Raw genomic sequence first — 25,358 nt, forward strand, 5'->3', positions numbered from 1 at the left:
ATTCAAGTCCGTCCGCCGGAGGACATCGTGATCCGCGCCCTGACCGGATACTCCACCAGACACCCGTGGAAGGTCATCGCCCTCTGGGTGGTGCTGGGTGTCGTACTGAGCGCCCTGGCCCCGACACTGATCGCCCGCGTCACTCAGCACCAGACCGGGGACTCCCTGCCCCGCAGCTACGACTCGGCCGCCGCGCTGCGCATCGCCGAGGAGCAGTTCGGGGTGAACCCCGACGCCACCACGGTGACGGTGCTGGTCGCCCGGTCCGACGGCAAGGCCCTCAGTGCCGCCGACCAGAAGCGGGTCGAGGCCGAGGCGGCGAAGCTGGGCCAACGCCGGGTGATCATGCCCAGGGAAGACGACATGCCGAAGTTCCTGGTCCCGGACCGCTCCCAGACGCCCAAGATCGCCCCGGCGATGACGGCGCCCGACCGGAGTTTCGAACTGCTCTCCGTCCAGCTGACCGGGAACCCCTCGGACAAGGGGGTCCAGGGCGTCTACCGGACCTTCCGGGACGCCGCCCGGGCGCAGTTCTCCGAGGCGGGGATGCGCACCGGTTTCACCGGGGGTCTCGCTGACACCGTCGACACCACCGATGCCCACGAGACCGCCGCGAAGGTCGGGGGCGCCCTTGTCATGGGGTTCATCGTCCTGCTCAACGTGCTGGTGTTCCGCAGTGCGCTGGCGGCCCTGCTGCCGCTGCTCGCGGTCGCCATCATCGGCGGCGTGGCGGGGGGCGCCGTCGCGGGTGCCGCGATGCTGGCCGAGCGCAAGCTCGACGCGGGCACCCCGAACCTGATCAACGTGGTCCTGCTCGGCATCGGCATCGACTACCTGCTGTTCCTGCTGTTCCGCTTCCGCGAGCAACTGCGCAACCGGCCCGAGCAGTCCGCCCGCGAGGCGGCCGAGCAGGTCTCCGGCCGGGTGGGCACCGCGATCACCTCGGCGGCGCTGACCATCGTGGCCGCGTTCGCCACGCTGGGCCTGGCGACGTTCGGGCAGTTCCGCTCGCTGGGCCCCGCGATCGCCGTCGCGGTCCTGGTGATGCTGCTCGGCAGCCTCACCCTGCTGCCGGCGCTGCTCGCGGCCGCCGGGCGCAAGATGTTCTGGCCCTCCAAAACCCTTCACCACACGCCGAGCGAGGGCCGTGCCGCCCGCTTGGGCGCGCTGGTCACACGACGACCGCTGACGATGCTGACGGCCTCCGTCGCCCTGCTCGCCGCGCTGGCCGCCGGGCTGACCGGCATCCGTATGGACTACGGCCGGGGCGATTCCGGTGACCGGACCCCCGCCGCGGCCACCGCGGCCGAGATCTCCCGCACGCTGCCGGCCGGAGTGTCGGACCCGACGAGCGTCTTCGTCACCGCCAAGGACGGCGACACCCTCACCACCGCCCGACTCGACGGCCTTTCCCATGCGCTCACCCAGGTCAAGGGCGTGGGCCAGGTGGGGCAGACCATCCTGAACAAGGACCATCGTGCCGCCCGGATCGACCTCTACCCGACCGCGGCCCCGCAGAGCCAGCAGGCCCGCGACCTGGCCTCCGGACCGATCCGGGACGCGGTCGCCCGGCACACGCCCGCCGGGACGACGGCACACGTGGGCGGGACGGCGGCGATCTTTGCCGACATCTCCACCGCCGTCGACCACGACCTGAAGATCGTGTTCCCGGTCGCGGCCGCGCTGATCGCGCTGATCCTCCTGCTGCTCCTGCGCAGCCTGCTCGCACCGGTGGTCCTGATGCTCTCCGTCGGGCTCGGCTTCGCCGCCACCCTCGGCGCCGCCACGCTGCTGTTCCAGCACGGCCTCGGCAAGCCGGGCGTCAACTTCACCCTCCCACTGGTGCTGTTTCTGTTCGTCGTGGCACTGGGCACCGACTACAACATCCTGATCGCCGACCGGATCCGGGAGGAGATGCAGCGACCGGGCCCGGCCCGCGCCGCCGTGGCCCGCGCGGTACGGCACACGACACCGGCCATCGCGACGGCCGGGCTGGTCCTTGCCGGCTCCTTCGCCACGCTCGCCACGACCCCGGGAAACGAACAAATCGCCTTCGCGATGACGCTCGGCATCATGCTCTCCGCACTCGTCCTTTCGCTGGTGCTGGTCCCCGCCCTTGCCGCACTCCTCGGCCGGAGCATCTGGTGGCCGTTCCACCCGAGGCCCACCATGGGCGGCCACCCGCAGCACCGAGCGAACGCACCCGCCCCGGAGCCCGACCAGGTCACGGCGTACTGACTGAGCGGCTCAGGTGGCCGGTGAGCACTTCATCCGGCCAGCGCGGCCTCGCATGGTTGAGCGTGTGTGGCTGAGTGCCACCGGGGACCAGGGGGTTTCTGAGGGCTCTTGGTCGGCTGCCAGGCGGTCAGTCGGCCTTGCGCGAACCGCCTCGTGAGGCGCAGCCCGCCTCGTTGCGAGCACCCGTGACAGCCGCAAGGCGGTTTCAAGAGCCGTCAGAAACGCCCTAGGTCCGCAGCATCGGCGTCTGCCGGCCGACCGACGCGTAGGGGCGGACGCGGCTCGCCCGCAGCCGGGACCTCTTGATCCACCTGCTGCACCGGATCACCGCCACCCACATGCGCTGACCGCGGCTGCAGGGCGGCCTCAGCATCAGCCTCGCGCTCAACGAGGTACCTGGTACCGAACCGAAGCCGACTTCCGCGCCGCCCTGGACACCGCCTTCTGCGCCACCGACCGTACCCACCAACCCAAGGAGACCTGTGACCATCCTCAGCCCCGCCGCGCGGCGCGCCTCCGCCGCGAGCCTCGCCCTCGCCGCCTGCTTCACCACTTCCCCCGCCCTGGCCGCAGCCTCCGAGGCCCCCGCCACGAACGGCTCCGGAGCCGGGCTCGACCAGTACTACGAACAACACCTCGGCTGGGGCAGCTGCGTCAATGGCCGCGTCGACACGACGGGCCGCGATCTGGACAAGGCCGGTGTGCAGTGCGCGGACGTCACCGTGCCGCTCGACTACGCGCACCCCGTGGGGCGCACGATCACCGTCGCGATATCCCGGCTCAAGGCCACCGACACCCGCCACCGCATCGGCTCGATCCTGCTGAACAACGGCGGGCCGGGCGGACCCTCGGTCCAGTCCCCGCCGGACGTCCGCAAGGCGATGAAGGAGGTCGGTGCGCGCTACGACATCATCGGTTTCGACCCGCGCTTCGTCGGCCGCAGCACCCCGCTGGACTGCGGCTGGCCCGTCGGCACGTCCTGGTTCTCGGCCGGCACCAGCCGGGCGGGCTTCGACCGCCAGGTCGTCCTGCAGAAGAGCCTTGCCGACAAGTGCCGCGCCGCCGGCGCCTCGGTGCTCCCGCACATCAGCACCCGCAACACGGCCCGCGACATGGACGTCATCCGCGCCGCGCTCGGCGAGCGGAGGGTCTCCTATCTGGGCTACTCGTACGGCACCTACTTGGGCACGGTCTACACGCAGATGTTCCCCAGCCGCTACGACCGGGTGGTGCTTGACGGGGCGATCGCCCCGAACAACTACCGCCCCCGGCTGCTGAAGGGCTCCGAGCGCGAGAACGAGAAGGCGCTCAGCGACTGGGCCGCCTGGGTGGCGGAGCGCCACGACACCTACGGCATCGGCCGCACCCGCGCCGAGGTGCTCGCCACCGTCGACCGCGTTGTCGCGGCGTCCACGCGCAGCCCGCTGACCGTCGGCGTCGGCGCCGATGCCTTCCGGATCGACGACAGCCAGGTGCCGGTCCTCCTCTTCACGGGCATCGGGGACGACACCGAACCGACGCGGGCATTTCTCGGCGAGCAGTTGTCCGTACTGAACATGGCTGCAAAGGGCGCGGCGCCGACCATGCTGTCGCCAAAGTTCGCCGCGACGCTCCGATACATGCTGCGCGGCGGGGGCGAGCCCTCGGGCGTGCAGTTCGCGATCATCTGCGGGGACGTGGCCGCGCCCCGCGATCCCCAGCGCTACTGGCGGGACATCGAGCGCAACCGGGCCGCGCACCCGCTGTTCGGCCCGCTGACCAACAACATCGGCCCGTGCGCCTTCTGGGACCGGCCGCGCGAAGAGCCCACTCAGGTGCGGCGCGACGTCCCGGCGCTGATCGTGGCCGCCACCGGCGACCCGCGCACCACGTACAAGGGCAGCGTCGAGCTGCACAGCCTGCTGCCGAGCTCCAGGCTGCTCACCCTTGAGGGCGCCAACCGGCACGCCCTCTTCGGGCGCTACGGCAACGCCTGCGTGGACGACGCGGTCAACAGGTACCTGGCTACCGGCAAACTGCCGACGAAGAGTCAGACCTGCGTCAAGCAGGCCGGCTAGGTGGCCTTCACCAAGCTGATGGAGGCCCGGGCGCACGCTCGCGAGAACGACGCCCGGGCCGCCTCCTGGGCGTGGAGCACCTTCGACAGCTTGCGCAGGAGGCCCTCCAGGTGACGGTCATCGCCGAGGACTTTCGGGTCGTGGCGGGCGGCCTCGCCCAGCTGTGCATCCATATGCTGGAGTGCCTCGATCAGCCCTCGGGCACCGGGGCCTGCGGGTTTGCGGCCCGCCTTGAGGTCGTGGAACGCCTCCACGGTGAGCTGCACGTGCTGTCCTCCTCGGCCTCTTCGACCTCGGTCAGGAACAGCCGCTGGGAGCCGCCGGGCCGTGCGGCGTACCCCTCGGTCGTGGCGACGGGGAGTTGCTTCAGCGCGATCTTCACGGCCAGGAGCCCGCCGGGGCGCGCGGTGATGGCCAGGGCGAGGGTGCGGCGCAGCATCCGGGCGCTGATGGGGCCGGCGGGGATGAGTGGAAGGCCCCATCGCTCGCGACTCCCGGTCTCCTCCAGCCACTTCCGCATGCGGTTGAGGCGGAACGTCAGCGCGACGGTGTTGAACAGCGCAGCGCCATGCGCGGCCCCGAGCAGGCGCTCGGCCAGTGCGACACTGCGGTGCACGTCTTCGATGACGACCCACTCGTCGGGAACTCCGCCGAGCTTCTGCCCCTTGATCAGCCGTCCGGCGAGCCGGTACCGGGTGCCGCCCGACCGGGTCTGGGTCTGGCGCCGGCAGCCGACCCGGAGTTCGAGCAGTTCGCTGTTGCGCATGCCGCCGAGCGCGCAGGTCACCACCAGGCAGGCGGCAAGGACGTTGATGACCATGCTCTCGACTCCGGAGTCGGACAGCGGGGCTGTCCACGGCCGAGCTGATCACCGAGCAGAAAGCATGGGTGCGCGCTCGATTCCCGGACGCGCCGCTGCGGGGCCTGGTGCTGATTCCCTCGCCGAAGACCAACCCCCAGGGCACACGGCCTTTGCGTGACGAGACCATCTCCCAGAACCACCGGCAGTGGGTGCGATCCTTGACCCCGCTGCTGCTGGCCGACGGCGCTGAGTTCGACGAGGACAACGTCTTCCCCTACGCCTACCGCCACACCTACGCCCAGCGCCATGCCGATGCCGGCGTTCCAGTCGACGCGCTCAAGGAGCTGATGGACCATATCCAGCTCGCCACCACGCAGTCCTACTACAACCCTCGGGAATTGCATCAGGCGGGCGAGAAGCCGCAGGTCGCATGGTCACGGCGAGAAGTGGAAGGACTCCGCAGCCTCTACGAACAGGCAGCCTGAACAGGGGTGTTGCCGAGGTGATCCCTTCTGATGCATGATCTGCTCTCCAGAAGGGATGGTCTGGAGTGGTGCATCAGCGCAAGGTGGCCCTGGCCGGGTCGGCTCATATGGAGCTCGTCTCCGGCGTGGTCCAGTTGCGTCCGGAGGACGCGATGTTCGACGCGATGCTTGAGGGGGTGGCGAGCTCAGCAGAAGTCGCGAGGGCTGAAGGACGAGACGATCGACCCGAGGGAACGGCTGATCCGCCGGTTCCTTGAGTTCGCGAACGAGTACCCGTGGCAGTGGACGCCGGCCCACCTGGACGAGTGGTCGGCCTCGCTGACCAGCGAGAAGCATCTGGCGCCGTCCACGATCCGCAGCTACCAGGGCACTGTTCGACTGTTCACCGAGCTCCTCATCGACGCCCGATACGGCTGGGGCCCGGCATGTGAGGAAGTATTCGGCACTTATCCGGTGGCGATCTGTCACGAGTGGAATACCCTCCCTCACCTGCAGGATTACGAAGGTGACCCGGAGGCACGGCCGTTCTCAAGGGAAGAGGTGCAGCGGTTTCTCGACTACGCGGACGACCAGGTCGTCCGCGTAGTGAAGTCCAAGCGCAAGGGGGCCCTCGCCGCCTACCGGGACGCCACACTGTTCAAGGTCATCTACGGGTGGGGGCTTCGCCGGACCGAGACGTCCAAGCTCGATGTGGTCGACTTCGGACGCAATCCGCAGGCCCGGCAGTTCGGCCGGTACGGCACGCTCAACGTCCGCTACGGCAAGGCGAAGAAGGGCCAGCCGCCGAGGCGGCGGAACGTGCTGTCGGTGATGGATTGGGCCGTCGAGGCGGTCGCCGACTATGTCGAGAACGTCCGGCCGCGCTTCGGATTCCCGGATCATCCGGCTCTGTGGATCACCGAGCGCGGGGGCCGCCTCCAGCCCGGCTCCATCAACGACCGGTTCGAGGCATACCGCGACGCCCTAAAGCTCCCAAAAGATCTAGTTCCGCACTCGATCCGACATTCTTACATCACGCATTTGACCGAGGACGGAGTCGACCGGCGCTTCATCCAGCAGCAGGTCGGCCATGAGTGCGACAGCTCCCTGGCCATCTACACGCACGTCAGCGACGACTTCATGAACACTTCCCTGCACAAGGCACTGGCCCCGGCGTTCGCCGGGGCCTGACAGGAGGGGTCCGGCGATGGCCGCCAAGCTCGACTACCAGTGGCACCTGCGCAAAGTCATGGCCGACCGCGGGATGTTCTCCACCACCGACCTCATCCCTCCGCTCGCCGAACGCGGCATCAGCCTGTCGTCGAGCCAGGTCTACCGGCTCGTCGTCGAGCGACCGGAGCGACTGAGCCTGAAGATCCTCATGGCCCTGCTCGACATCCTCGACTGCACCATGGACGACCTCATCGAGCCCATCGCGGCGGCAGGGGCCGTGAAGAAGCCGAAGAAGGCAGCCGTCGGCGGCGGCACGGCACCCGGTGCGGAGGGACTTGGTGGACTGCGGCCAAAGCGGGCACGGATCAGGGGCGTTGACCGGCCATGACCACCACTGACAATCTCGACCGCGCCGTCGCGGACCCGATCGGCCTGATCACAGACCTCGTCGCCGACGTCGAGAAGGAACTCGGCTCCGAGACCATCCGGGCCGTGGTCACCGCGGTCGCAGGCGGCCGCGCGAAGTCACGGCGCCTGGCGGAAGCCCTGGCGATGCGGCCTGCCGTCCTGACCGACGGCCGGTCCCCGGCACCCCGGGCCATCGGCGATCTGCTCATCGAGCTCCGCAAGGCCGGCGCCTCGGCGATCGCACCGCCAGTCTGCGCCGAGTGCGGCAAGAAGCTGCGAACCCTCCAACGCCAGGGCCAGGACTGGTACTGCTCGGTCTGCGGCCAGGAAACCACCGAGTGCACCGCCTGCGGCAACATCCGACGCGTCGGCTTCCGAGACCGCAAGGGCCTGCCGCGCTGCAAGATGTGTCCCGACTACGACGACCGCGATCCAGTCACGGTCGTCCACGAACTGATCACCGCGATCACCCCGGACACCGACCGCAACGTGATCGCCGAAGCCCTCCGCCGCACGGCGCCTCACCGTCCCACCTACCGGCAGAGACTGGTCTGGGCCTTGGAGGAGAACCCTCGTCTGCTGACCGGGGAGGGATATCTGGCGCCGCATCGCGCCATCCTGCGGTTCGTCGACTTGCTGCACGAGGCAGGCGTCGCCGGGATCGTCCGACCGGCCTGCCCTCGCTGCCACCGAGTTGTCCGCATCGACAAGCCGCTTGACGGGCAGCGGGTCTGCACCGCAACTGCATCGCCAAGTCCCGCATCGAAGAATGCGTACGCTGCGGTGCCCGGCGCGAGCCGGCTATCCGTGACGCACGGGGACGGCCGCTGTGTCCGAACTGCCTGGTCACCGACCCCGCGAACGTCGAGGTCTGCATCGGCTGCGACAGACGTCGACGAGTACAGAACCGCACCTCTGAAGGCCCCCTCTGCCCCACCTGTTGTCCCCTGCCGGTCCTGGTCTGCTCGATCTGCGGACGCACCGCACCTTGCACCCACTCCCGTCTGACCGGCCTGCACCGTCTGCGGGCGACTCCGCGGCATCCACTCCGGCACCGCCGACGCCCCCGTCTGCGGTCCCTGCACCAAACCGGACGCCGAGCTCTGGCGCCCCTGTCCCACCTGCGGACAAGCCGAACGGCTGCGAGCCTCCGGTCCATGCCCTCGCTGCACTCTCAAGCAGCGGCTCCACGAGCTACTCGCCGATGGCACCGGCTCCATACCCCCGAAGCTGCAGCCTCTCCACGACGCCCTGGCCAGCACCGAACGGGCCAGCACCGCGATGCGTTGGCTCTCCAAGGGCATCGTCTCCACCGCCCTGTCCGATCTCGGCTCCGGCCGCCGCCCCCTCACCCACGAAGCCCTGGACGAACTCCCCGAAGGCAAGGTCGTCGAACACATCCGCAGCGTCCTCGTCGCCACCGGCGCCCTGCCGAAACGGGACGAGCAGATGGTCCGTCTCGAACGGCACGTGAAGGACCTCGTCACCTCCCACGCGACCACCGAGGGACGGAAAATCCTGCACCGGTACGCGACTTGGCACCTCCTACGTCGGCTTCGCCGTCGCAGCCGCGGCAAGGACATCACGCACAGCCACCTCACGGTCGCCCGGCAACATCTGCGGGCGGCCGTCTATCTCCTGAACTGGCTGGAGGACCAGAACCTGACCCTTGCCACCTGCCGACAGGCCGACATCGAACGCTGGATGACCAGCGACGACGCCCGTCTTCGCCAGGAGGCAGGCCACTTCGTGCGATGGGCCCTCTCCCAGAAGATCGCCCGCGATCTCACTTTCCCGGCCGAGCGATGGAACGGCCCTTCCCAGGCGATGGACGATGAGGCCCGCTGGGCTACCGCCCGACGCCTGCTGCACGACGACACCCTCAAGTCCGAAGACCGCCTCGCCGGCCTGCTGTTGCTCCTCTATGCTCAGTGGCCCGCTGCGATCTCCCGGCTCACCGTCGACCACATCGAGGAGACGGACGGAGCGGTCCGTATCCGCCTCGGCGCCGTCCCGGTGGACCTGCCCGCACCCGTCGCTGAACTGGCCCTCCAGCAGGTCGCGGTTCGCCGCAGCCATGCTGTCCTTGCCCGGACAGACTCGCCCTGGCTCTTTCCTGGAGGACAGCCCGGCCGCCCGATCAGTGCCTGGGCTATGGGTGAACGGCTCCGCAAACTCGGCATCCGGATCGCGGAGTCCCGCTCGACCGCGCTGTTCCAGCTCGCAACCGAGCTGCCCGCCGCGGTTCTCGCCCGCACGCTCGGCGTCGACATCACTGTCGCCGTCAAGTGGCAGCGAGCCGCCGCCGGAGACTGGGGCGCCTACGCGGCCGAGGTCAGCCGCCGGAATAGCTCATGAGCCTGGTGTCCTGTCCCAACGAAGTTAGTCGTCCGTATGCCGCTGACCTGCCTGGACTGGATTAGGTGAGATGCGTGGACTTGATTCGTTGAGACAGACGCCAGGTCTCCGGACTGGAGAAGGCTCAACCGGTGCTCCCACTCAGCCGACATGGCTGCCATCTCACCGATGTCGTGCCTGGACGACGGATAGGCTCACGGCATGGACGTCCGCGTAGACATCATCAGGGAAACGAGCCAGGAACTCGTCGACGCTTTTGGTCGGCTGTTGCCGCAGCTGTCCTCGACGGCGAAGCCGCTCGACTACGAAGCGGTCGACCGGATGGTGTCGTGTGACGCCAACACGGTGCTCGTCGCCCGGACGTCCGAGGCAATCGTCGGCACCCTGACTCTGGTGCTGTTGCCTTTGCCGTCTGGATTGCGAGCCCGTATCGAAGACGTGGTCGTTGACAGTGCGGTGCGAGGCCAGGGAGTCGCTGGCCTCCTCACCCAGGAGGCCTTGCGGATTGCCAGGGAGGCGGGCGCGCGGACGGTGGATCTCGCCTCCCGGCCGGATCGTGCGGCAGCGAACCGGCTGTATGAGCGTCTCGGCTTCCAAGCCAGGCAGTCCACCATCTATCGCTTCCTGCTCGACAGGTAGCAGGCTCCAGCCTCGGAGGGCTCTGGCCGCTGTCGAAGCTCAGCGAGATCTCAGCAGCGGCAGCCCGAACGACTCGGTTCGTTGAGAAAACGACTCGATTGAGTGAAACGCGACACCTGGCTCGCTTCGCAACTGAGATCGGGCATCGCGTCGACGCAACTGCGGGAGTCTGTTGCTGAGTTGCGGTGCCGATCTGTTGTGACGTGCCCAAGGGGCTTGCGGTGGGACGGTGGAGAGTACTGCTGCCGCCGCAGGGCCACGCGCACGCCGACGTCGAGGTTCTGCGCCCAACTACCGTGATGCCATGGCGCTGCTTTCTCATCTCCACCGTTTCAATCAGAGGCATCCGTGGAGCCACAACGATCACTACGGCCCCTGGGTCGCCGACTGCGTGGCCGCGTCCGGGGCCCGCAACGTCCTCGACGTCGGGTGCGGTACGGGGAATCTTGCCGCACTGCTCCGCCACCGCGCCGCCACCGTCACCGGGCTCGAACCCGACCTCGCGACCGCCCGCGCCGCGGCGGAACGCTTCACCGACGACCCTGCGGTCACCATCGTCCAAGCCAACTTCGCAGACCGCGACCGGCAGCGGCACTGGGACGCCATAACCCTCGTCGCTGTCCTGCACCACCTCCCGCTGGTGCCCACTTTGCGGGAACTGCGCGGCTGTCTCACCCCGGGCGGGCGCCTCGTGGTCGTCGGCTGCTACCGGGAGGCGGGACCCACCGACCTGCTCGCCACCCTGCCGGCTGCACTCGCGAACCCAGTCATGGGACTGGCCAAGCACCCGGCCCGCGCCGCTGCGCTGCCCTTGCACATGACGGCACCCACCACCGACCCGCAGGAGACCCTGGGCGACATCCGGGCTGCGGCCGCACAGGAGCTACCCGGCGCCCGGATACACCGTCGCCTGTTCTGGCGGTACGCCCTGGTCTACGACGCGCAGTCCTGAACACTGGCCTGATCCCCGCAGGGTCCCCCGAAAGGCTGCTCCTCCGTCAACGGTCCCCGCGCGGCGCAACCGGGTGCTGCCTCAACCGCGGGACGGCTCACATCCATGGAAGGTGACACAACCGCCTGAGGCATTCCGAGAGTTCCAATACCCGACTCCACCATTACGTGTCGGTGAACAGCGACGCCGCGAGGCCGTCGAGCGGGTTGCCGCCATGCAGTTCGACCGCAGCGGCGCCCGCATCTGGCGATCCGCTCAGACGCTCCTCGACTCCGAGCACGCTCGCCGCGCGATCGGCTCCGTCTCCGTCCCCTACGGCGTCTGCACCGAACCGTCGAACGTCGCGGCCGGTGGACACGACTGCCCACTCCGGTTCCGCTGCATCGGTTGCGGGCATTTCCGCACCGACGTCTCCTACCTCCCCGACCTGGAGGCATACCACGCAGATCTGCTGCGCAGCCGGGAGCGGATCGTCGCCTTCGCTGCCGAGCCCTGGGCCAAGACTGAGGCCACGCCCTCCGACCAGGAGATCACCCGAGTCCGTCACCTCATCAAGCGCGTCCACGCCGAGGTCGATGACCTCACCGACGATGAGCGCTCCCAGATTCACGAGGCCACCGCCATCGTCCGCCGCACCCGTCGCGTGGTCTCGCTCGGTATGCCGCAGGTCCAAACGCCGGTCTTCGACCTTCACCCGGGAAGGACTGGCGCATGACCAACTCGATGATCGACGGCCGACGATCGGACTCCCAACGGCGCCGCGAGCGGGTCCTCAAAGCACTGGACGCGCTCACTGCCAGCGGAGACGACATCACCGTCTCCGGTCTCGCTCGCGCCGCACGAGTGGACCGCACCTTCCTCTATCGCCACCACGATCTCCTCGAACGCGTTCACGCAGCAGCGACCACTCCCGCAGAGCACGGCCAGATCGCCGCAGTCAGCCGCGCCTCCCTGCAGGCGGACCTGGCCAACGCCCTGGAGCGCAACAAGCGGCTCACAGTGCGAGTACGGCAACTGGAGAAACGCCTGTCCGAGGACCTCGGTGAGGCCGTCTGGGCCGATTCCGGCCTTGGCGCTCCTGCCGACATCGACCAGCTCCAACGCCGCATTGTCACGCTGGAGCACGAGCTCGCCGACAAGGCCAATGAGCTGGAGGAGCGAACCGAGAACTCACCCGGGCCCTGAACCAACCCCATCCAGCCTGATTCCCACTCGGTGGCCCCGCCTTCGACGGGGCCACCGCCACACTCTGCAGACATCGCATCCGCATCAGGCAATAGAGCACTACCATAGTCGCCTTCGCGCTGGCGAGAATATTAGATTCAAGGACACCCAACTGGCGTGGGAACCCATTTTCCGGTGCAACGCTTTTTCTTGTCTAGGTTTCCGATCTGGTATTCCTTTGGCCCTCGTACCGCTCTCCTAAAGTCCACATCACTCAGCTCAGCGTCCACCACTGTGGATGCCGTGAAGTCTGATCCGTCGACCACTGCAGAGTTCATGCGGGCAGCAGAAAAGTTAGAGGCTGCAACGCTGCTGCCACTAAAGTCAGATTGCGCAACGACAGAGCCGCGAAAATCAGATAGCCCAAAGTCCGCCTTGTTCAGTTCGGCTTGGGGGAACCAAGTTCCAGCAAAGATCGCACCCCTTAGCAAGGAGTCGCTGAAGTTTACCTTGTCCAATACTGCCCCCTTGAAGTTGACCGATCCTCTAGACGCCCAGTCTGTCAACTCGTCAACTTCTCCGGGCTTCAGCTTGGCGTAGCTGAAGTTGGCTCCCGTCAAACGGGCACCACTGAAGTCGGCACCCATGATCCACGCTTTACTGAAATTCACACCTTCAAGCTGAGCGCCTCGGAGGTCAACACTTGTAAGGTTCAACTCGAAACCGGGAGGATCGTTGGCGACATCACGCCGGCCTAGCACCAATGCGGCAGCCTCAATGTCCGTTGGAACTGTATGCAGCGGTTGAGGCATCGCGGTGCGGGCCTCTGGAGTCTTGGGAGCTGACGATTCCTTGCTTGGCATTTTGGGGGCTTTAGAGTTCTCGCGCAGGAACCCGGCCAACACATTCATAATGATGCCCTGATCCTTCGGAGACTCATGCGCGATTCGCTCTAGCGCGTAGATCCCTCCGAGGCGCACCGCCAATTGATCATCGCCGAGTTGACCAACCGCTGAAGTGAAGCGTTCAGTGATTTGCCCTTTGGCGGTAAGGTCCACGGTTTCTACTGCTGTGCGCGTCGTTTGAGCGGTATAGACCAGCGCACCAACAGTTGAAATAGCAGCCAGTCCAGCGAGTATAGTCTGGGCCCATCGGTGGGCTGCTTCGCCGCGTGACGACCCGGAGGCGGATGACGATGGCTCCGGCGCCCTGTTCGCGATGTCACCCTCGGGCTGCCGCGGTTCCTCCTCTTCAGCCTCAGGCGACCCGCTTTGATGAGGAATGACCTCGGTGCGTACGGGTGCCGATTGATCCGCTGCGTTGCCCCCTGACGCACCGTCGCCCGAGGGCACGGGCGTGTTACCCGAGCCGGACTCGGTGGTCTCGCTGGGAGCGTCTTGCATGCCCTGGTTCTCCCGCTCTCCCACCGACTTGCCTTCCATTGCGCACAGTTGAGGTCTGTCGCCTGACCATGATGGTCCTGCAGAATCGCAGAGTAGAAGCACAGTGACAGCAGTAGCAAGGCGGGACACGGCTGCCGCCGAGCTCGGCAGTCGAGAGCCGTTTCATCTGGCAGGTTCCGGTAGGGCATGTGCTTCGTCAGCAGGCAGGGCTCCATCCGGCTGATCCATCGGTGGGGCGATGCGCCTCACGGTCTCGGCCAGCTGTCCCTGAAGGGGCAGAACAACGATCTACGCACAGGTCAACCTCCGAGCCCTGTTCGAGACCTGCGAACCCGCTTCTTCGGCAGTTGCACCTCGCCCTCACGTAATCCCTCGATCTAGCGATAGCACCACACGTGTTGCGCGCGCTATCGTCCTCTGCCTAGCCGCTGAGCTGCGCTGATCCTCAACGGATCACGCCGCACGACAGTCATCCCCCAGAGAATCGGTGCGCACCAGGTTCAGCGCGAGGTTGCGGGCGCTGGCTGCGCCACGGCCCGGGGCAGGGCGAGGATCCGAACCCGGGGGTCTTCGGCGACGGCCTTCGGTACGAGAGCGGGGTCGGCGCCGTCCACAGCCAGTACTGCCCAGGGGACGGTCTGGGCCGTCAGGCTGGCGTGCAGGGCTTCGACGTAGCCAAGCCGCGAGGGGCGCAGCTGGGTAGCGATGACAAGGGTGATGTCGGGGGACAGAGGGGACAGAGGGGTCTCCTGGCGATGCTGGATAGGGCAGAGGCACATGGGGCAGCGGTTGTCCCATGGGTGATCGACCGTTGCGTGGGAGCGGAGGACCGTACGGCTGGTCAACACGACTGTGGTGAGGCCGGCTTCAGATGCTGCGGGCCCGTGCGGTGGGGGCTGTTACTGCAGGTACAGGTGCAGCCGGTTTGCGGGGGCGCTGGGGTGCGTCACTGCGGAGCTGCTGTGCGGCGGTCCGTAGGAGCGCGCCGACCTGGTCGAGGTGCCACTGGAGGAGCAGTTGGACATCATGCGGGGCGGTGATGCGCTCGCCGCTGCCCGGCTGCACGATGTGCTGGTGGAGGAACCCGAGGCGACCGATGACCTGGCCGAGATGGCTGAGGGCGTCTCCCCGCGGTGCCGCGCACCGGGTGAGTGCGGCGGTCCCGAGGCGCTCACCGGGGCCGTGTGCCCAGCGGCATTCGATTTCGTACCGGTAGCTGGTGACTACCTCATCGCTGCTCCGTCAGAACGTGGCTGATATCCGTGACCACGGAGTGGACGGCCGGGCTGATGTCGTTGCCCCGACGCACGTGATCCGCCTGCGGCAGGTCGGTGATGATGCGGTCGAGGGCTCGGGCCAGGCGCAGGAAGTAGTCGGGGTGAGCGAGGTCAGGCATCTGCGCTTTTCTGCCTTGTCGTTATCGCCGTGTTTTCTTTCGGGGTTGGGGCGTGGCGGATGAGGTTGTTGGTGTGCTCTTTGGCGTGGCCAGCTGTGTGGTCCTCGACGGTGTGGCCGGGACTGCGCGTGCGGGACTCCACAGCGCGGGGTGGTCGCTGAACCGTGTACGGGGGTCCGTCCTTCAGCCGACAAAGGGGCCATGCAGCGCGTGCGGCTGTTCGGTGAGGCTGAGAACCTCGATGCCGTGTGGATTCAGGACATACCCCCCACTGCAGGTCCTGTTCGGCGGCGGTTCGCTCGGTGACAGTCATGCGCTGGACAGGTGAGCCGTCGGTGGTGATCAGGTTGTCCATCTGCCGGCTCGGCCACTTCGCTCCTCCGGTGAGCGCGGTGAGAAGCGCTTCGGGGCGCCGTCGAGCAGGTCGGTACCCAACTCCTCCCATCCGACATCCACATCGTCGATGAGCTGCTGTGCCATGGCCGTGATGTCACCGCCGAAACGGTGCTTGTACGCGGCGAGCAGCAGGGGGAGGCGGTTGCTTGGTAGGCCGTTGAAGTGGACGTAGATGCCGGTGTATCCGGTATCGGTGGGCAGGGCTATGACGGAACGCGTGGTCAAGGTGGCCTGCGGGAACGGTGGTCAGTGGCTGGTGTCCCGCGGGCTTGGCGGGTGCGGCATCGGGACCGCTCGGTGCGGGCGGGGCACCGGGAGCGGTCGTTTGCTTGTGGTTTCGGACGTCTTTTCAGACGGCGAGCATGGCGGCGCTCAAAGTGGTGTCAGGGGCATCCGTGGGTCGCGGTGCGGTCGCGCACTCACGGACCTTTCACCGCAGCACTTCGTTACGCCGGCACCCTCGAACATCCCGACCTGACCGTTGGAGTCGGCGTACGCGTGAACATGTCCAGCAGCAGGAAGTGGCAGGGGTCTCCTTGACCTGAAGTGTGATTGAGCTTCTAGCGTGTCCTCTAGTTGATCATCTGACGACGGGAGAAACACGCTCATGATCCTCGTGACCGGAGCCACCGGAAACATAGGCAGTGCACTGTTGAAGGAGCTGCACGCATGCGGTGCCGGGCCGCTGAGAGGGCTCACCCGTGATGCCGCACAGGCCACCTTCCCCGAAGGGGTCGAGGCCGTGGAGGGCGACTTCGCGGAGCCGGCGTCGTTGAAGCCCGCGCTGGAGGGGGTGCGCTTGCTGTTTCTTGTGTCGCGTCTGGGCTCGGACGCCGACATCCTCGAAGCTGCCCGGCAGGCGGGTGTGGAGCACGTGGTGCTGGTGTCGTCGATTACCGTCCAGACCCATCCGCACCTGGGCCCCGCCGGCGAGAACCTGGCGGTGGAGCAGCTGCTCAAAGAAAGCGGCATGGCCTGGACGATCCTGCGGCCGACGCAGTTCGCCTCGAACGCCCTGATGTGGGCCGCTTCCATCCGTGAGCACGAGACCGTCCGCGCGCCGTACGCGGACACCGCACTGCCCACCATCCACCCTGCGGACATCGCGTCGGTGGCACGGGTGGCGCTGACCGAGCCCGGCCACCAGGGGCGCACGTATGCCTTGACCGGTCCAGAGCCGGTGACCGCCCGGCAGCAGGTCGAGGCCATCGCGGCAGCACTGGGTCGGGAGGTGCCCTTCGCTGAGATCAGCCGCGAGCAGGCCCACGCACAGATGGCCGCGGTCTTCGGGGCCGAGGCCGCAGAAGCGGTGCTCGACGTCACGGGCGGAGACGTCAACGATGAGCTGCTGACGGTGCGCGACACGGTTTCGCAGGTCACCGGAGCCCCGGCCCGGCCGTTCCGGCAGTGGGCTTCAGAGAATGCCACCGCCTTCCACTGAATCGCTTGGGCCTGAGCACGTTCTGTACTTGGGTGGGCGCTTTCAGAGATACGCCAACAGTTGGACGCGTCGTGGGTTCGGGGACACACGACGCGCATCAGGCTCCTCGTCGGCCCAGCACCCTTGGGTTCGTAGGGATCAGGACGCAGGTATTCGCGAACTCGCGGACCTTTCAGTGCATGCGGGGTCGGTGTACGAGGCGGGAGAGGTCGATCGAGAGCATGGGGCTGTTCGGGGCGAACGCCGCTGTCGAGGGAGCGTCGAACATGCCCGCCAGGTCACCGTGGATGAGACGTCGCGGTGCGTGGGCGAGGTCGCGGGCGGCGTCGAGGGTGACGACGTTGAGAGACCTGCGTTTTTGCAGGTCAGCCCGCCCGGCCGGGCGGAAGACGCGCTGCGGGACCATCCATGCCCGGCCGGCGGGCCTCCTCAGGCGCCGTCTGCCTGGTTCGCGCCGTAGCGCGGTGCCCCGGTGTTCGAAGGGGCGGCCGCGGTCCGCAGTGGCGAAGGGGCCGTGGTGCCGATTTCACTCCAGACCTCGTTCAGCGCCGCGGCGAATTCTTCGACATCGCCAGGGGTGTGGACGGCGGACGGCGCGATGCGCAGGATCTCCTCGCCGGTGCGGACGCTCGGCGCGTTGATCGACTGGGCGTAGATACCGTGCTGATGGAGGAGCCGGGCGGCGGCTTCTTTGCAGATGGCGTCGTCGCCGATGAGGACGGACACGATATGGGAGTCGTCGGAGACATAGGGGATGCCGTGTTTTCCGAGGAGGCGCTGCAGATGGCGGGCATTCTCGTGGAGCCGTTCGCGTTCGCGGTCGGAGCCGCGCAGATACCGGACGGCGGCGAGTGCGCCGGCGGCGACGGCCGGAGGCAGTGACGTCGTGAAGATGAAGGGACGCGAAAAGTTCCTGACGGCGTCGATGAGCGGAGCCGGGCCCGCGAGGTAACCGCCGGCGGTGCCGAATCCCTTGCCGAGAGTCCCCATGATGACGGTGAAGTCGTCGTGGAGGCCCTCGCGGGCGGCGATACCGGCCCCTTGGGGACCGTACAGACCGACGGCGTGGACCTCGTCGAGGAACGTGGTGGCCTGATGACGGCGGGCGATCTCCGCGATCTCGGCGAGGGGAGCGATATCGCCGGACATCGAGTAGACGGACTCCAGAACGATCAGCTTGGGGCGGTCCGGGTCGGAGGCCGCGAGCAGTTCTTCCAGATGCGCGGTGTCGTTGTGGCGGAAGATGCGCTTTTCGGCGCCGCTGTGCCGGAGTCCGTCGATGATGGAGGCATGGTTGAGCTCGTCGGAGAAGACGATGCAGCCGTCCATGCGTCCGGCGAGAACCGTCAGCGCTCCGTCGTTCGCGGCATATCCGGAGCTGAACAGCAGCGCGGAATCCTTGCGGTGGAGAGCGGCCAGCTCCTTTTCGAGCAGGACGTGACAGTGATTGGTCCCGCTGATGTTCCGCGATCCCCCTGAGCCGGCCCCGTATTCGTCGATGGCGCGCTTCATCGCCTCCAGGACAACCGGATGCTCGCCCATGCCGAGATAATCGTTGCTGCACCAGACGCTGATCTCGGAAACCGTACTTCCTGGCCGGATTCCGCGGGCGAGAGCCTTGGGGAATCGTCCCGCGTGCCGCCCCAGTTCCATGAAGTCCCGCCTCCCGTTTCCCAGTTCCGCCAGTTCCCGCGAAAAGAAGTCCACGTGCTGTGACATGAGATCGCCTCGCTCCGGTGATGGTGGTGACCATGGTGGGCTCAGGACCCTCGTGGTATCGAGGCAGTTAACGCACGAGGACAGTTGGTGGACAGTCAACTTCCTTTGGGGTAACAAGATTGGCGGTTTTGCCGCGCCTGTGGAGGCCATGGCTGTGCCCTGCTCCCTCCGCGGTCCCACCAGCAAGAACAGCGTGAACTCCTGTCAAATACACAACAAGAACGGAGACACCATGTCTCTCTCGGCAGCGGCCATACTCGCGGAGTCCGCGGCGCGTCGGCCCGAACATCCGGCGGTCTTATACGGCACGGAAAGTGTTCCGTACCGCGAGCTCTGGTACAGCGCCCGCAAGTACGCGGCGGTGCTGCGTGACCATGGCATCGGCCCGGGGGACAAAGTCGCGCTGCTTCTGCCCAACATTCCGGAATTTCCGGCGGCGTACTTCGGTGTGCTGGCGCTCGGTGCGGTCGTGGTTCCGGTGAACACCCTGCTGAAATCCGGCGAGATCGAGCATGTGCTGCGAGATTCCGGCGCGAAGGTGCTGGTGTGCGCCGGACCGTTGCTCGGGGAAGGGGCCAAGAGCGCCGCGGCGGCCGCGGTGCCTGTCCTCGCAGTGCTGCCGGGGGCCGATGCGGACATCCCGCGCCTAGACGAACTCGCCGCACATGCCCGGCCGATCGACCACTACGTACCGTGCGAACCCACCGACATCGCGCTGATTCTCTACACCTCCGGCACCACCGGCCAGGCCAAGGGCGCCATGCTCACCCAGCTCAACGTCGTGATGAACGTCGACACGACGATGCTCTCCCCTTTCGATTTCCAGCCGGACGACCTCCTCCTCGGCTGTCTGCCGCTGCACCATTCCTTTGGCCAGATGTGCGCGATGAACGCCTGCTTCCGAGCTGGAGCATCCTTGGTGCTGATGGAGAGATTCGATGCCGAGGACGCCCTGGAAGTCATGGAAAGGCATCGATGCACGGTGTTCATGGGCGTCCCGACCATGTACTCCGCACTTCTTGACGCTGCCGAACTGGACGGCCGCCGCCCGCAACTGGACCGGGCGTTCTCCGGTGGGTCGGCGCTGCCCGTAAAGACACTTCAGGAATTCCAGGCGACCTTCGGCTGCCAGATCTACGAAGGGTACGGGCTCACGGAAACCTCTCCCGTGGCCACGTACAACCAGAAGGCATGGCCCTGCCGGCCGGGCACCGTGGGGCGGCCGATCTGGGGAGTGGAGGTGGAGATCGCCCGGGCCGATGTGGAGGGCGGTATCGAATTGCTGCCCACCGGCGAGCTGGGCGAAGTCGTCGTACGGGGCCACAACGTGATGGCCGGATATCTCAACCGGCCCGAGGCGACGGCCGAGGTCGTGGTGGACGGCTGGTTCCGCTCGGGCGACCTCGGGGTCAAGGACGCCGACGGCTATCTGACCATTCTCGACCGGAAGAAGGACCTGGTGCTGCACGGCGGGTTCAATGTGTATCCGCGGGAGGTGGAGGAGGTACTGACGGGGCATCCGGCCATTGCCCAGGTCGCGGTCATCGGTCTCCCGCACGAGGTCTACGGCGAGGTGGTGTGCGCCGTCGTGGTGCCAAGGCCGGGCGCCACACCGGGGCCCGCGCTCGCCCGGGAGATCATCACCTGGAGCATGGAGCGCCTTGCCGCCTTCAAATGCCCACGGTCGGTGGAGTTCGTCGACGCCTTCCCGCTCGGCCCCAGCGGAAAGATACTCAAACGCGAACTCACCGCCACGTACGCCTCCGGACGGCCGACGCCGTCGACCGGGCCCCGTGCCGGATCTGCCACGAGCCACTGAGCTACCCGAACCCGGGGGCTTCGGGCGGCGAGGCGAACGGCGTCCGAGGAGAACCGGCGCGCGGCCCGCTCCGGCACGCGCGCCCGGTCAAGGGCGTCATCCGTTACGCCTCGGACGAGGCGCTCAGCCGCATGGTGGCGACAGCCGTCGAGGGGGCGGGGCGGGGTTGGCACCGGCCGGTTCGACCTGCTGCGGCACATCGTCGCGCAGGGGCGGATCCGATCCCGTACCGCTCTTCGGCGGTGACCCCATGCCCGCGGGCTCAGCCGACCGGCACGGTGGCGGTCTCCTTCTTTGTCATGGGGCCCGACCAGGTACGTCGCGGAGGGCGGCCGACGAACTTTCCGAAGAGCAGCGCTGCCGTTGTGGCCGCGAGTACGCCCGGCACCATCTCGTAGATGCCCGACTGGAGCGGGCCGAGGAGCGGGTCGATGTGCTTCCACGCGACGACGGTGACCGCGCCCGTCACGATGCCGCCCATCGCCCCGGCCCGCGTCATCCGCGGCCAGTACAGCGACAGCAGGATCACCGGGCCGAAGGCGGCGCCGAAGCCCGCCCAGGCGTACGCGACGATGTCCAGTACGGCGCCGCCGCTGAGGGCGATGGCGTAGGCCACCAGCGCGACGACCACCACCGTCGCGCGCGCCGCCAGCACCATCGACGCATCCGAGGCCCGCCGCTTGACGAACGCCCGGTAGAAGTCCTCGGTGAGGGCCATCGCCGAGACCAACAGCTGGCTGTCCGCGGTGGACTTGATCGCGGCCAGTACGGCGACCAGCAGGATGCCGGCGATCCAGGGATTGACCAACTGGGCGCAGAGCGCGATGAAGACGGTCTCCGGATTGTCCAGCGGATGGTCGAGCGCGGCGATCCCCACCAGCCCCACGAGCGAAGCACCCGCCAGACAGACGACCACCCAGCCCACACCGATACGGCGGGCCATGGGGATCTCGCGTGTGCTGCGGATACTCATGAAGCGGACCAGGATGTGAGGCTGGCCGAAGTAGCCCAGTCCCCAGGCGAGCAGGGAAATCACCGCCACCGCGCCGAGCGGCCCACCGGACGTCCACCGGCTGCCGTCGAAGCCGGCCTTGGCCCCCATGTCCAGCAGCGACGGGCTCTTGTGGGTGAGCACAGAGTGCATCGCATGGAATCCCCCCAGCAGCCCGATACCGATCGCGGGGAGCGCCACGGCCGCGCAGAACATCAGCGTGGCCTGCACCGAGTGCGTCACACTCACCGCACGGAAACCGCCCAGGACGGTGTAGACGACGATCACCACGGCGAAGACGGTGAGCGCGAACTCGAAGCCGCCCCCGAAGATCCCCTCGAACAGCACGCCCCCGGCCAGGAGGCCGCTGGCAACGTAGACGGTGAAGAACACGACGATGACGGTCGCAGAGACCAGACGCAGCATTCTGCTGCCGTCCTCGAACCGCTCCTCCAGATATGCCGACAGCGTTTTGGCGTCGCCGGCCAGCTCGGTGTACGTACGCAGACGCGGCGCGACCAGAAGCCAGTTGAGATAGGTGCCGATGGCCAGCCCGACGGCAATCCACGTGGCGCCGATCCCCGCCGCGTAAACAGCTCCGGGCAGCCCCAGGAACAGCCAACCGGACATATCACTGGCGCCGGCGGACAGGGCCGCCAGCGGTGCACTCAGCCGACGCCCGCCCAGAGCGAAATCGGAGAACGTCACGGTGTCCTGATAGGTCCAGATGCCCACCGCCACCATGGTGAGCAGAAATATCCCAAATGTGATCATGACCGGTACGATCAGGGGTGTCACCACTGCTCCCTCGGTGCAGGCGCTGCCAAGTATTGCGGGCCTCTGGGGAAATCCCACGAGAACATCCCGGGACAAGAAGGCCCCGGCGCGAGCCGACGATACGGATCCGTCACTGCCGGTGGCACCCTTTTGGAAAGATGTCCCTGGCATCCGTAACCCCTGTGGGCCCAAGGCGGTGCCGGGCGCGGGGACATACGGCGCCATCCTTCCACACGGTACGCAACACCCCTTATTCGTCGGGTACTTGGCGATTACGTTCGGAAGCGGGCCAGGAGGCGCAGCATCTGACGGCGCCGTCCGCGAGAATCCCGGATCGCGCGGCCGCAAAGGCCCTTGCCGTGTCGGCAAACAAAGAGAGGCAGCTTCATCCATCGCGCCATAGCGTGAAGAGATGGGCCAAAGATGTCCCGTACGGGAGCAAGCCTCAGTGGAGTAAAGGGGTGATGCGCGATGACCGAGTTCGCAGAGCACGGGTCGCGGAACGCCGGGGACCTCGGGCGGACGACCATTGCCGACGGGGTGGTCGTGAAGATCGCCTACCTGGCAGCCGGGGAGGTGGAGGGGGTTCATGCCCTGGGCAGCGGACTCTCGCGATCGGTGGGAGCGCTGCGCAAGCGCGTACCCGGTGGCGGTACGACCACCACGCACGGCGTCAAGGTCGAGGTCGGCGAGAAGCAGACGGCGGTTGATCTGGACATCGTCGTCGAGTACGGCGAAGTCATCCCCGAGGTCGGGAGAGCCGTGCGCGAGAACGTGATTTCCGCGGTGGAGCGGATGACCGGCCTTGAGGTCGTGGAAGTCAATATCGCGGTGAGCGATGTGAAGCTTCCCGAGGAGGAGGAAGGTGAGGGGGCCCAGGAACGGGTCATCTAGCGGCAGCGACAGCCGGCGACGCGATGAGAGCCTTGCCCTGAGGAAGGGCGCGATGCCGGTCGATCCCGAAGCCACCTTGGGACATGAGGCAGTTGGTGTCGTGCATGCTCTGGGTTCAGCGGTGGAGGGGCTTTCCGACGGCGAGCGCGTCGCCGTCAGCGGGGTCACTCCGTGCTCGGAAGGCCGTTTCCCGGTAGGCCGGTGCCCGGCGGCTGTGATGCGGAGTGCGGGGCCCGCTCTCTTACGCCGATCCCGGCTTGCCTCCCGGTGTCCGGGCCACTTCCGGTGATTCGGTGTCCAGCGGGACGGACCAGGGGCCGACCAGGCCCAGATGGACGCCGTAACGGGGCAGTACGGCGTCCAGGATCCAGTCGGCGGCCACCCGGATCCGGTTTCCCGGCATCGCCATGAGGTGGTAGCCGCGTGTGACGGCGGCGGCGAGCGGGCCGGACAGCGGAATGTGCAGGGGGTTCGCGGCGGCCTGGACGCCGCCCAGGTCGACCATGAAACCCAGGTCGTGGTGTTCGTACGCACGCGGTGTCCCCTGGCCGCAGGACGCCGCCACATTGTGCGCCGCGACCTTGCCCTGCCGATGGGCGTGCTGGGCGGTCATGGGCGTCACCTGCCCGGGGCGGGTCAGATCCGGTACGGCCGCGGCATCACCGCAGGCGAACACCTCGGGCCGGCCGGGCACCCCCAGATACTCGTCTACGCACAGCCGCCCCTTGTCGGTGGGCAGCCCCATCGAGTCGACCAGCGGGTCGGGCCGTACGCCCACGCACCAGACCAGTGTGCGGCTGTTGATGAACTCTCCGTCGTCGAGGAGCGCACCGTCCGAGGTCGCTTCCTTGACGGAGGTGCCGGTGCGGACATCCACGCCGCGGGCGCGCAGGACCCGGTCGGCGGCGCGCGACAGCCGCTCGTCGAGCTCGGGCAGCAGCCGGTCGGCGATGTCCAGCAGCAGCCAGCGGGGGCGTGGGCCGTCCCGCAGTCCGGCGTTCTGCCGGGCCAGCGCATCGGTGAACAGCACGCCGTGGGCGGCGACTTCGGTGCCGGTGTATCCGGCGCCCACCACCACGAAGGTGGTCCTGGCGGCGCGTTCGGCCTCGTCCTCGGCCACACCGGCCAGTTCGATCTGGCGGGTGATGTGGTCGCGCAGGTACAGTGCTTCGGCCATCCCGCGGAAACCGTGGGCATGCTCGGCGACGCCGGGGATGGGCAGCAGTTTGTTGACGCTGCCGACGGTCAGCACCAGCCGGTCGTACGCCATGGAGCGCTCCCGGTCCTCGGGGTCGGTGTACGCCACCCGACGGGCATCGAGGTCCACGTCGTGGGCCTGCCCGAGGACGAGCCGGACACCCGGCAGGGTTCCGGTGAGGGATACCGCGATCCGGCGTGGTTCCAGAATGCCGGCCGCTACTTCCGGCAGCAGGGGTACATACAGAAAGTAGTCGTGGGAGTTGATGAGCACGATCTCGGCGGCTCCCTTGGCCTGCTTCGAGAGCGTGCGGGCGCATTCGTAACCGGCGAAGCCGGCTCCGACGATCACGATCCGAGGACGACGTCGATTCACGTGGACTCCTGCGGTCGAGGGTGGTGCTCGAACGCGGGGCCTGCGGTTGTCCCGGCCCGGTGCGAGCGGACGGTCCGCGCGGGAACACCGGTTGCCGGTTGCTCCCCGTGGTGCCTCGTTGTGCCTGGTCGTTACGGTTCATTGTTCTTCAATCCGGCGGCGAAAGCTCCCTGGCGGCTCGTTGCGGGACGACCGTGTAGGCGGGGTCCTGGGCGGAGGCGATTCCGGCCGCGAAGATGCCGAAACGGGTGCACACCGAGCCCGCGAGCAGCGCCAGACCGCCGGCCACAGCCGCCGCGCGGTACCGGCCTCCGCCGATCGCCACGGTCGCCGGGGCGCCGCCGATGAGGACCTCCGCGCAGCGCAGCAGCCGGCCCGCCCGCCCCTCCCGGTAGGTCTCCGCCACCATCCCCAGGCGCCGCTCGGCCGCCCGGGTCGCCACCGCGTCGGTCGCGGCGGCCAGCACGGCGGCACAGCGGGCGGGGGCGTTCTCGCGGGCCGGCGCGAGAAGGAGCGCCATGCCCGCGGCAGCGGCGGTCGCGGAGGCGGCGAAGAGGTACGGCAGCTCGCGGTGCGCGCCGTGCCAGGCCGGTACGGCGGTGTCCGCCGCGAGGACCGCGGTGTACGTGGCCACAGCCGGTCCCAGCACCGCGGCGGCCGCGGTGGCGGCGGCACCGGCCCGCGGCAGCCGGCC

Annotated in this window: 25 protein-coding genes and 1 pseudogene; 15 read left to right on the forward strand and 11 right to left on the reverse strand. The window is 67.8% G+C overall.

Annotated features, from left to right (window positions below; translation table 11 throughout):
* Positions 1-27: 27 nt before the first annotated feature.
* On the forward strand, positions 28-2,238 hold the full coding sequence (locus DY245_RS33540) for an MMPL family transporter (RefSeq protein WP_128510922.1): 2,211 nt from the start codon (positions 28-30) through the stop codon (positions 2,236-2,238).
* A gap of 482 nt (positions 2,239-2,720) precedes the next feature.
* On the forward strand, positions 2,721-4,295 hold the full coding sequence (locus DY245_RS33545) for an alpha/beta hydrolase (protein ID WP_128510923.1): 1,575 nt from the start codon (positions 2,721-2,723) through the stop codon (positions 4,293-4,295).
* Here the strand turns inward: DY245_RS33545 and DY245_RS44910 are convergent.
* Together DY245_RS44910 and DY245_RS33550 are read right to left on the reverse strand one after the other, a co-directional pair.
* On the reverse strand, positions 4,292-4,468 hold the full coding sequence (locus tag DY245_RS44910) for a hypothetical protein (RefSeq protein WP_181923991.1): 177 nt from the start codon (positions 4,466-4,468) through the stop codon (positions 4,292-4,294). The two genes, DY245_RS33545 and DY245_RS44910, sit on opposite strands and share 4 nt — an antisense overlap.
* 17 nt (positions 4,469-4,485) lie before the next feature.
* Positions 4,486-5,115, reverse strand: coding sequence for a hypothetical protein (locus DY245_RS33550; protein ID WP_128510924.1), 630 nt, complete (start codon positions 5,113-5,115; stop codon positions 4,486-4,488).
* A gap of 68 nt (positions 5,116-5,183) precedes the next feature.
* Here DY245_RS33550 and DY245_RS47160 point away from each other — a divergent pair, with 68 nt between their 5' ends.
* The 9 genes from DY245_RS47160 to DY245_RS33590 all read left to right on the forward strand — a co-directional run bounded on the left by DY245_RS47160 (position 5,184) and on the right by DY245_RS33590 (position 12,276).
* The gene (locus tag DY245_RS47160; RefSeq protein ID WP_244943432.1) at positions 5,184-5,582 is read left to right on the forward strand and encodes a tyrosine-type recombinase/integrase; all 399 of its coding nucleotides are present in this window, start codon (positions 5,184-5,186) and stop codon (positions 5,580-5,582) included.
* 168 nt (positions 5,583-5,750) lie between these two features.
* Entirely contained in the window at positions 5,751-6,752 is a 1,002-nt protein-coding gene (locus DY245_RS33560; RefSeq protein WP_342354241.1) for a tyrosine-type recombinase/integrase, read from the forward strand.
* A gap of 16 nt (positions 6,753-6,768) precedes the next feature.
* Positions 6,769-7,122, forward strand: a complete 354-nt coding sequence (locus tag DY245_RS33565) for a helix-turn-helix domain-containing protein (protein ID WP_128510925.1) — start codon at positions 6,769-6,771, stop codon at positions 7,120-7,122.
* Complete coding sequence (locus DY245_RS45480) at positions 7,119-8,150, forward strand: hypothetical protein (protein WP_220377984.1); 1,032 nt, start codon at positions 7,119-7,121, stop codon at positions 8,148-8,150. Before DY245_RS33565 ends, DY245_RS45480 begins: the two co-directional genes overlap by 4 nt.
* 273 nt (positions 8,151-8,423) lie before the next feature.
* On the forward strand, positions 8,424-9,500 hold the full coding sequence (locus DY245_RS45485; RefSeq protein ID WP_220377985.1) for a hypothetical protein: 1,077 nt from the start codon (positions 8,424-8,426) through the stop codon (positions 9,498-9,500).
* A gap of 201 nt (positions 9,501-9,701) precedes the next feature.
* Positions 9,702-10,139, forward strand: coding sequence for a GNAT family N-acetyltransferase (locus DY245_RS33575; RefSeq protein ID WP_128510926.1), 438 nt, complete (start codon positions 9,702-9,704; stop codon positions 10,137-10,139).
* A 304-nt stretch (positions 10,140-10,443) separates the two neighbouring features.
* Positions 10,444-11,091, forward strand: a complete 648-nt coding sequence (locus DY245_RS33580) for a class I SAM-dependent methyltransferase (protein WP_128510927.1) — start codon at positions 10,444-10,446, stop codon at positions 11,089-11,091.
* Positions 11,092-11,305: 214 nt separating this feature from the next.
* Positions 11,306-11,806 (forward strand): hypothetical protein, encoded by a 501-nt coding sequence (locus DY245_RS33585; RefSeq protein ID WP_244943433.1) that lies wholly within the window; start codon positions 11,306-11,308, stop codon positions 11,804-11,806.
* A complete protein-coding gene (locus DY245_RS33590; RefSeq protein WP_128510928.1) occupies positions 11,803-12,276 on the forward strand; it encodes a DUF6262 family protein in 474 nt (157 codons plus the stop codon). Before DY245_RS33585 ends, DY245_RS33590 begins: the two co-directional genes overlap by 4 nt.
* A 137-nt stretch (positions 12,277-12,413) precedes the next feature.
* Here the strand turns inward: DY245_RS33590 and DY245_RS33595 are convergent, their stop codons facing one another.
* The 4 genes from DY245_RS33595 to DY245_RS48030 form a co-directional block, all read right to left on the reverse strand.
* A complete protein-coding gene (locus DY245_RS33595; RefSeq protein ID WP_181923992.1) occupies positions 12,414-13,313 on the reverse strand; it encodes a pentapeptide repeat-containing protein in 900 nt (299 codons plus the stop codon).
* 1,212 nt (positions 13,314-14,525) lie between these two features.
* Positions 14,526-14,723, reverse strand: a complete 198-nt coding sequence (locus DY245_RS33605; RefSeq protein ID WP_128510930.1) for a hypothetical protein — start codon at positions 14,721-14,723, stop codon at positions 14,526-14,528.
* 163 nt (positions 14,724-14,886) lie between these two features.
* Entirely contained in the window at positions 14,887-15,054 is a 168-nt protein-coding gene (locus DY245_RS44915; RefSeq protein ID WP_181923993.1) for a hypothetical protein, read from the reverse strand.
* A gap of 342 nt (positions 15,055-15,396) precedes the next feature.
* Positions 15,397-15,675 (reverse strand): hypothetical protein, encoded by a 279-nt coding sequence (locus DY245_RS48030; RefSeq protein WP_342354242.1) that lies wholly within the window; start codon positions 15,673-15,675, stop codon positions 15,397-15,399.
* A 382-nt stretch (positions 15,676-16,057) separates the two neighbouring features.
* Here DY245_RS48030 and DY245_RS33615 point away from each other — a divergent pair, with 382 nt between their 5' ends.
* Complete coding sequence (locus DY245_RS33615) at positions 16,058-16,891, forward strand: NAD(P)H-binding protein (protein WP_128510931.1); 834 nt, start codon at positions 16,058-16,060, stop codon at positions 16,889-16,891.
* A gap of 172 nt (positions 16,892-17,063) precedes the next feature.
* On the opposite strand, the gene DY245_RS33620 is transcribed toward DY245_RS33615, so the two are convergent.
* Entirely contained in the window at positions 17,064-17,297 is a 234-nt protein-coding gene (locus DY245_RS33620; RefSeq protein ID WP_128510932.1) for a hypothetical protein, read from the reverse strand.
* A 23-nt stretch (positions 17,298-17,320) separates the two neighbouring features.
* Complete coding sequence (hemA, locus tag DY245_RS33625) at positions 17,321-18,610, reverse strand: 5-aminolevulinate synthase (RefSeq protein ID WP_128510933.1); 1,290 nt, start codon at positions 18,608-18,610, stop codon at positions 17,321-17,323.
* Between the two features lie 232 nt (positions 18,611-18,842).
* On the opposite strand from hemA, the gene DY245_RS33630 reads away from it, so the two are divergent.
* Complete coding sequence (locus DY245_RS33630) at positions 18,843-20,429, forward strand: long-chain-fatty-acid--CoA ligase (RefSeq protein ID WP_128510941.1); 1,587 nt, start codon at positions 18,843-18,845, stop codon at positions 20,427-20,429.
* 262 nt (positions 20,430-20,691) lie between these two features.
* On the opposite strand, the gene putP is transcribed toward DY245_RS33630, so the two are convergent.
* The gene (gene putP / locus DY245_RS33635) at positions 20,692-22,194 is read right to left on the reverse strand and encodes a sodium/proline symporter PutP (protein WP_244943434.1); all 1,503 of its coding nucleotides are present in this window, start codon (positions 22,192-22,194) and stop codon (positions 20,692-20,694) included.
* Between the two features lie 474 nt (positions 22,195-22,668).
* On the opposite strand from putP, the gene DY245_RS33640 reads away from it, so the two are divergent.
* Both DY245_RS33640 and DY245_RS33645 read left to right on the forward strand, forming a co-directional pair.
* On the forward strand, positions 22,669-23,091 hold the full coding sequence (locus DY245_RS33640; RefSeq protein WP_128510935.1) for an Asp23/Gls24 family envelope stress response protein: 423 nt from the start codon (positions 22,669-22,671) through the stop codon (positions 23,089-23,091).
* On the forward strand, positions 23,063-23,380 hold the full coding sequence (locus DY245_RS33645) for an alcohol dehydrogenase catalytic domain-containing protein (RefSeq protein ID WP_425329474.1): 318 nt from the start codon (positions 23,063-23,065) through the stop codon (positions 23,378-23,380). The genes DY245_RS33640 and DY245_RS33645 overlap by 29 nt, the downstream gene beginning before the upstream one ends.
* Here the strand turns inward: DY245_RS33645 and DY245_RS33650 are convergent.
* Positions 23,333-24,640 (reverse strand): NAD(P)/FAD-dependent oxidoreductase, encoded by a 1,308-nt coding sequence (locus DY245_RS33650; RefSeq protein WP_128510942.1) that lies wholly within the window; start codon positions 24,638-24,640, stop codon positions 23,333-23,335. The two genes, DY245_RS33645 and DY245_RS33650, sit on opposite strands and share 48 nt — an antisense overlap.
* 172 nt (positions 24,641-24,812) lie before the next feature.
* Positions 24,813-25,358 (reverse strand): annotated as a pseudogene (locus tag DY245_RS33655) (NrfD/PsrC family molybdoenzyme membrane anchor subunit); the annotation flags it as partial.

The sequence above is a fragment of the Streptomyces inhibens genome, assembly GCF_003389455.1.
GTDB lineage: Bacteria > Actinomycetota > Actinomycetes > Streptomycetales > Streptomycetaceae > Streptomyces > Streptomyces inhibens.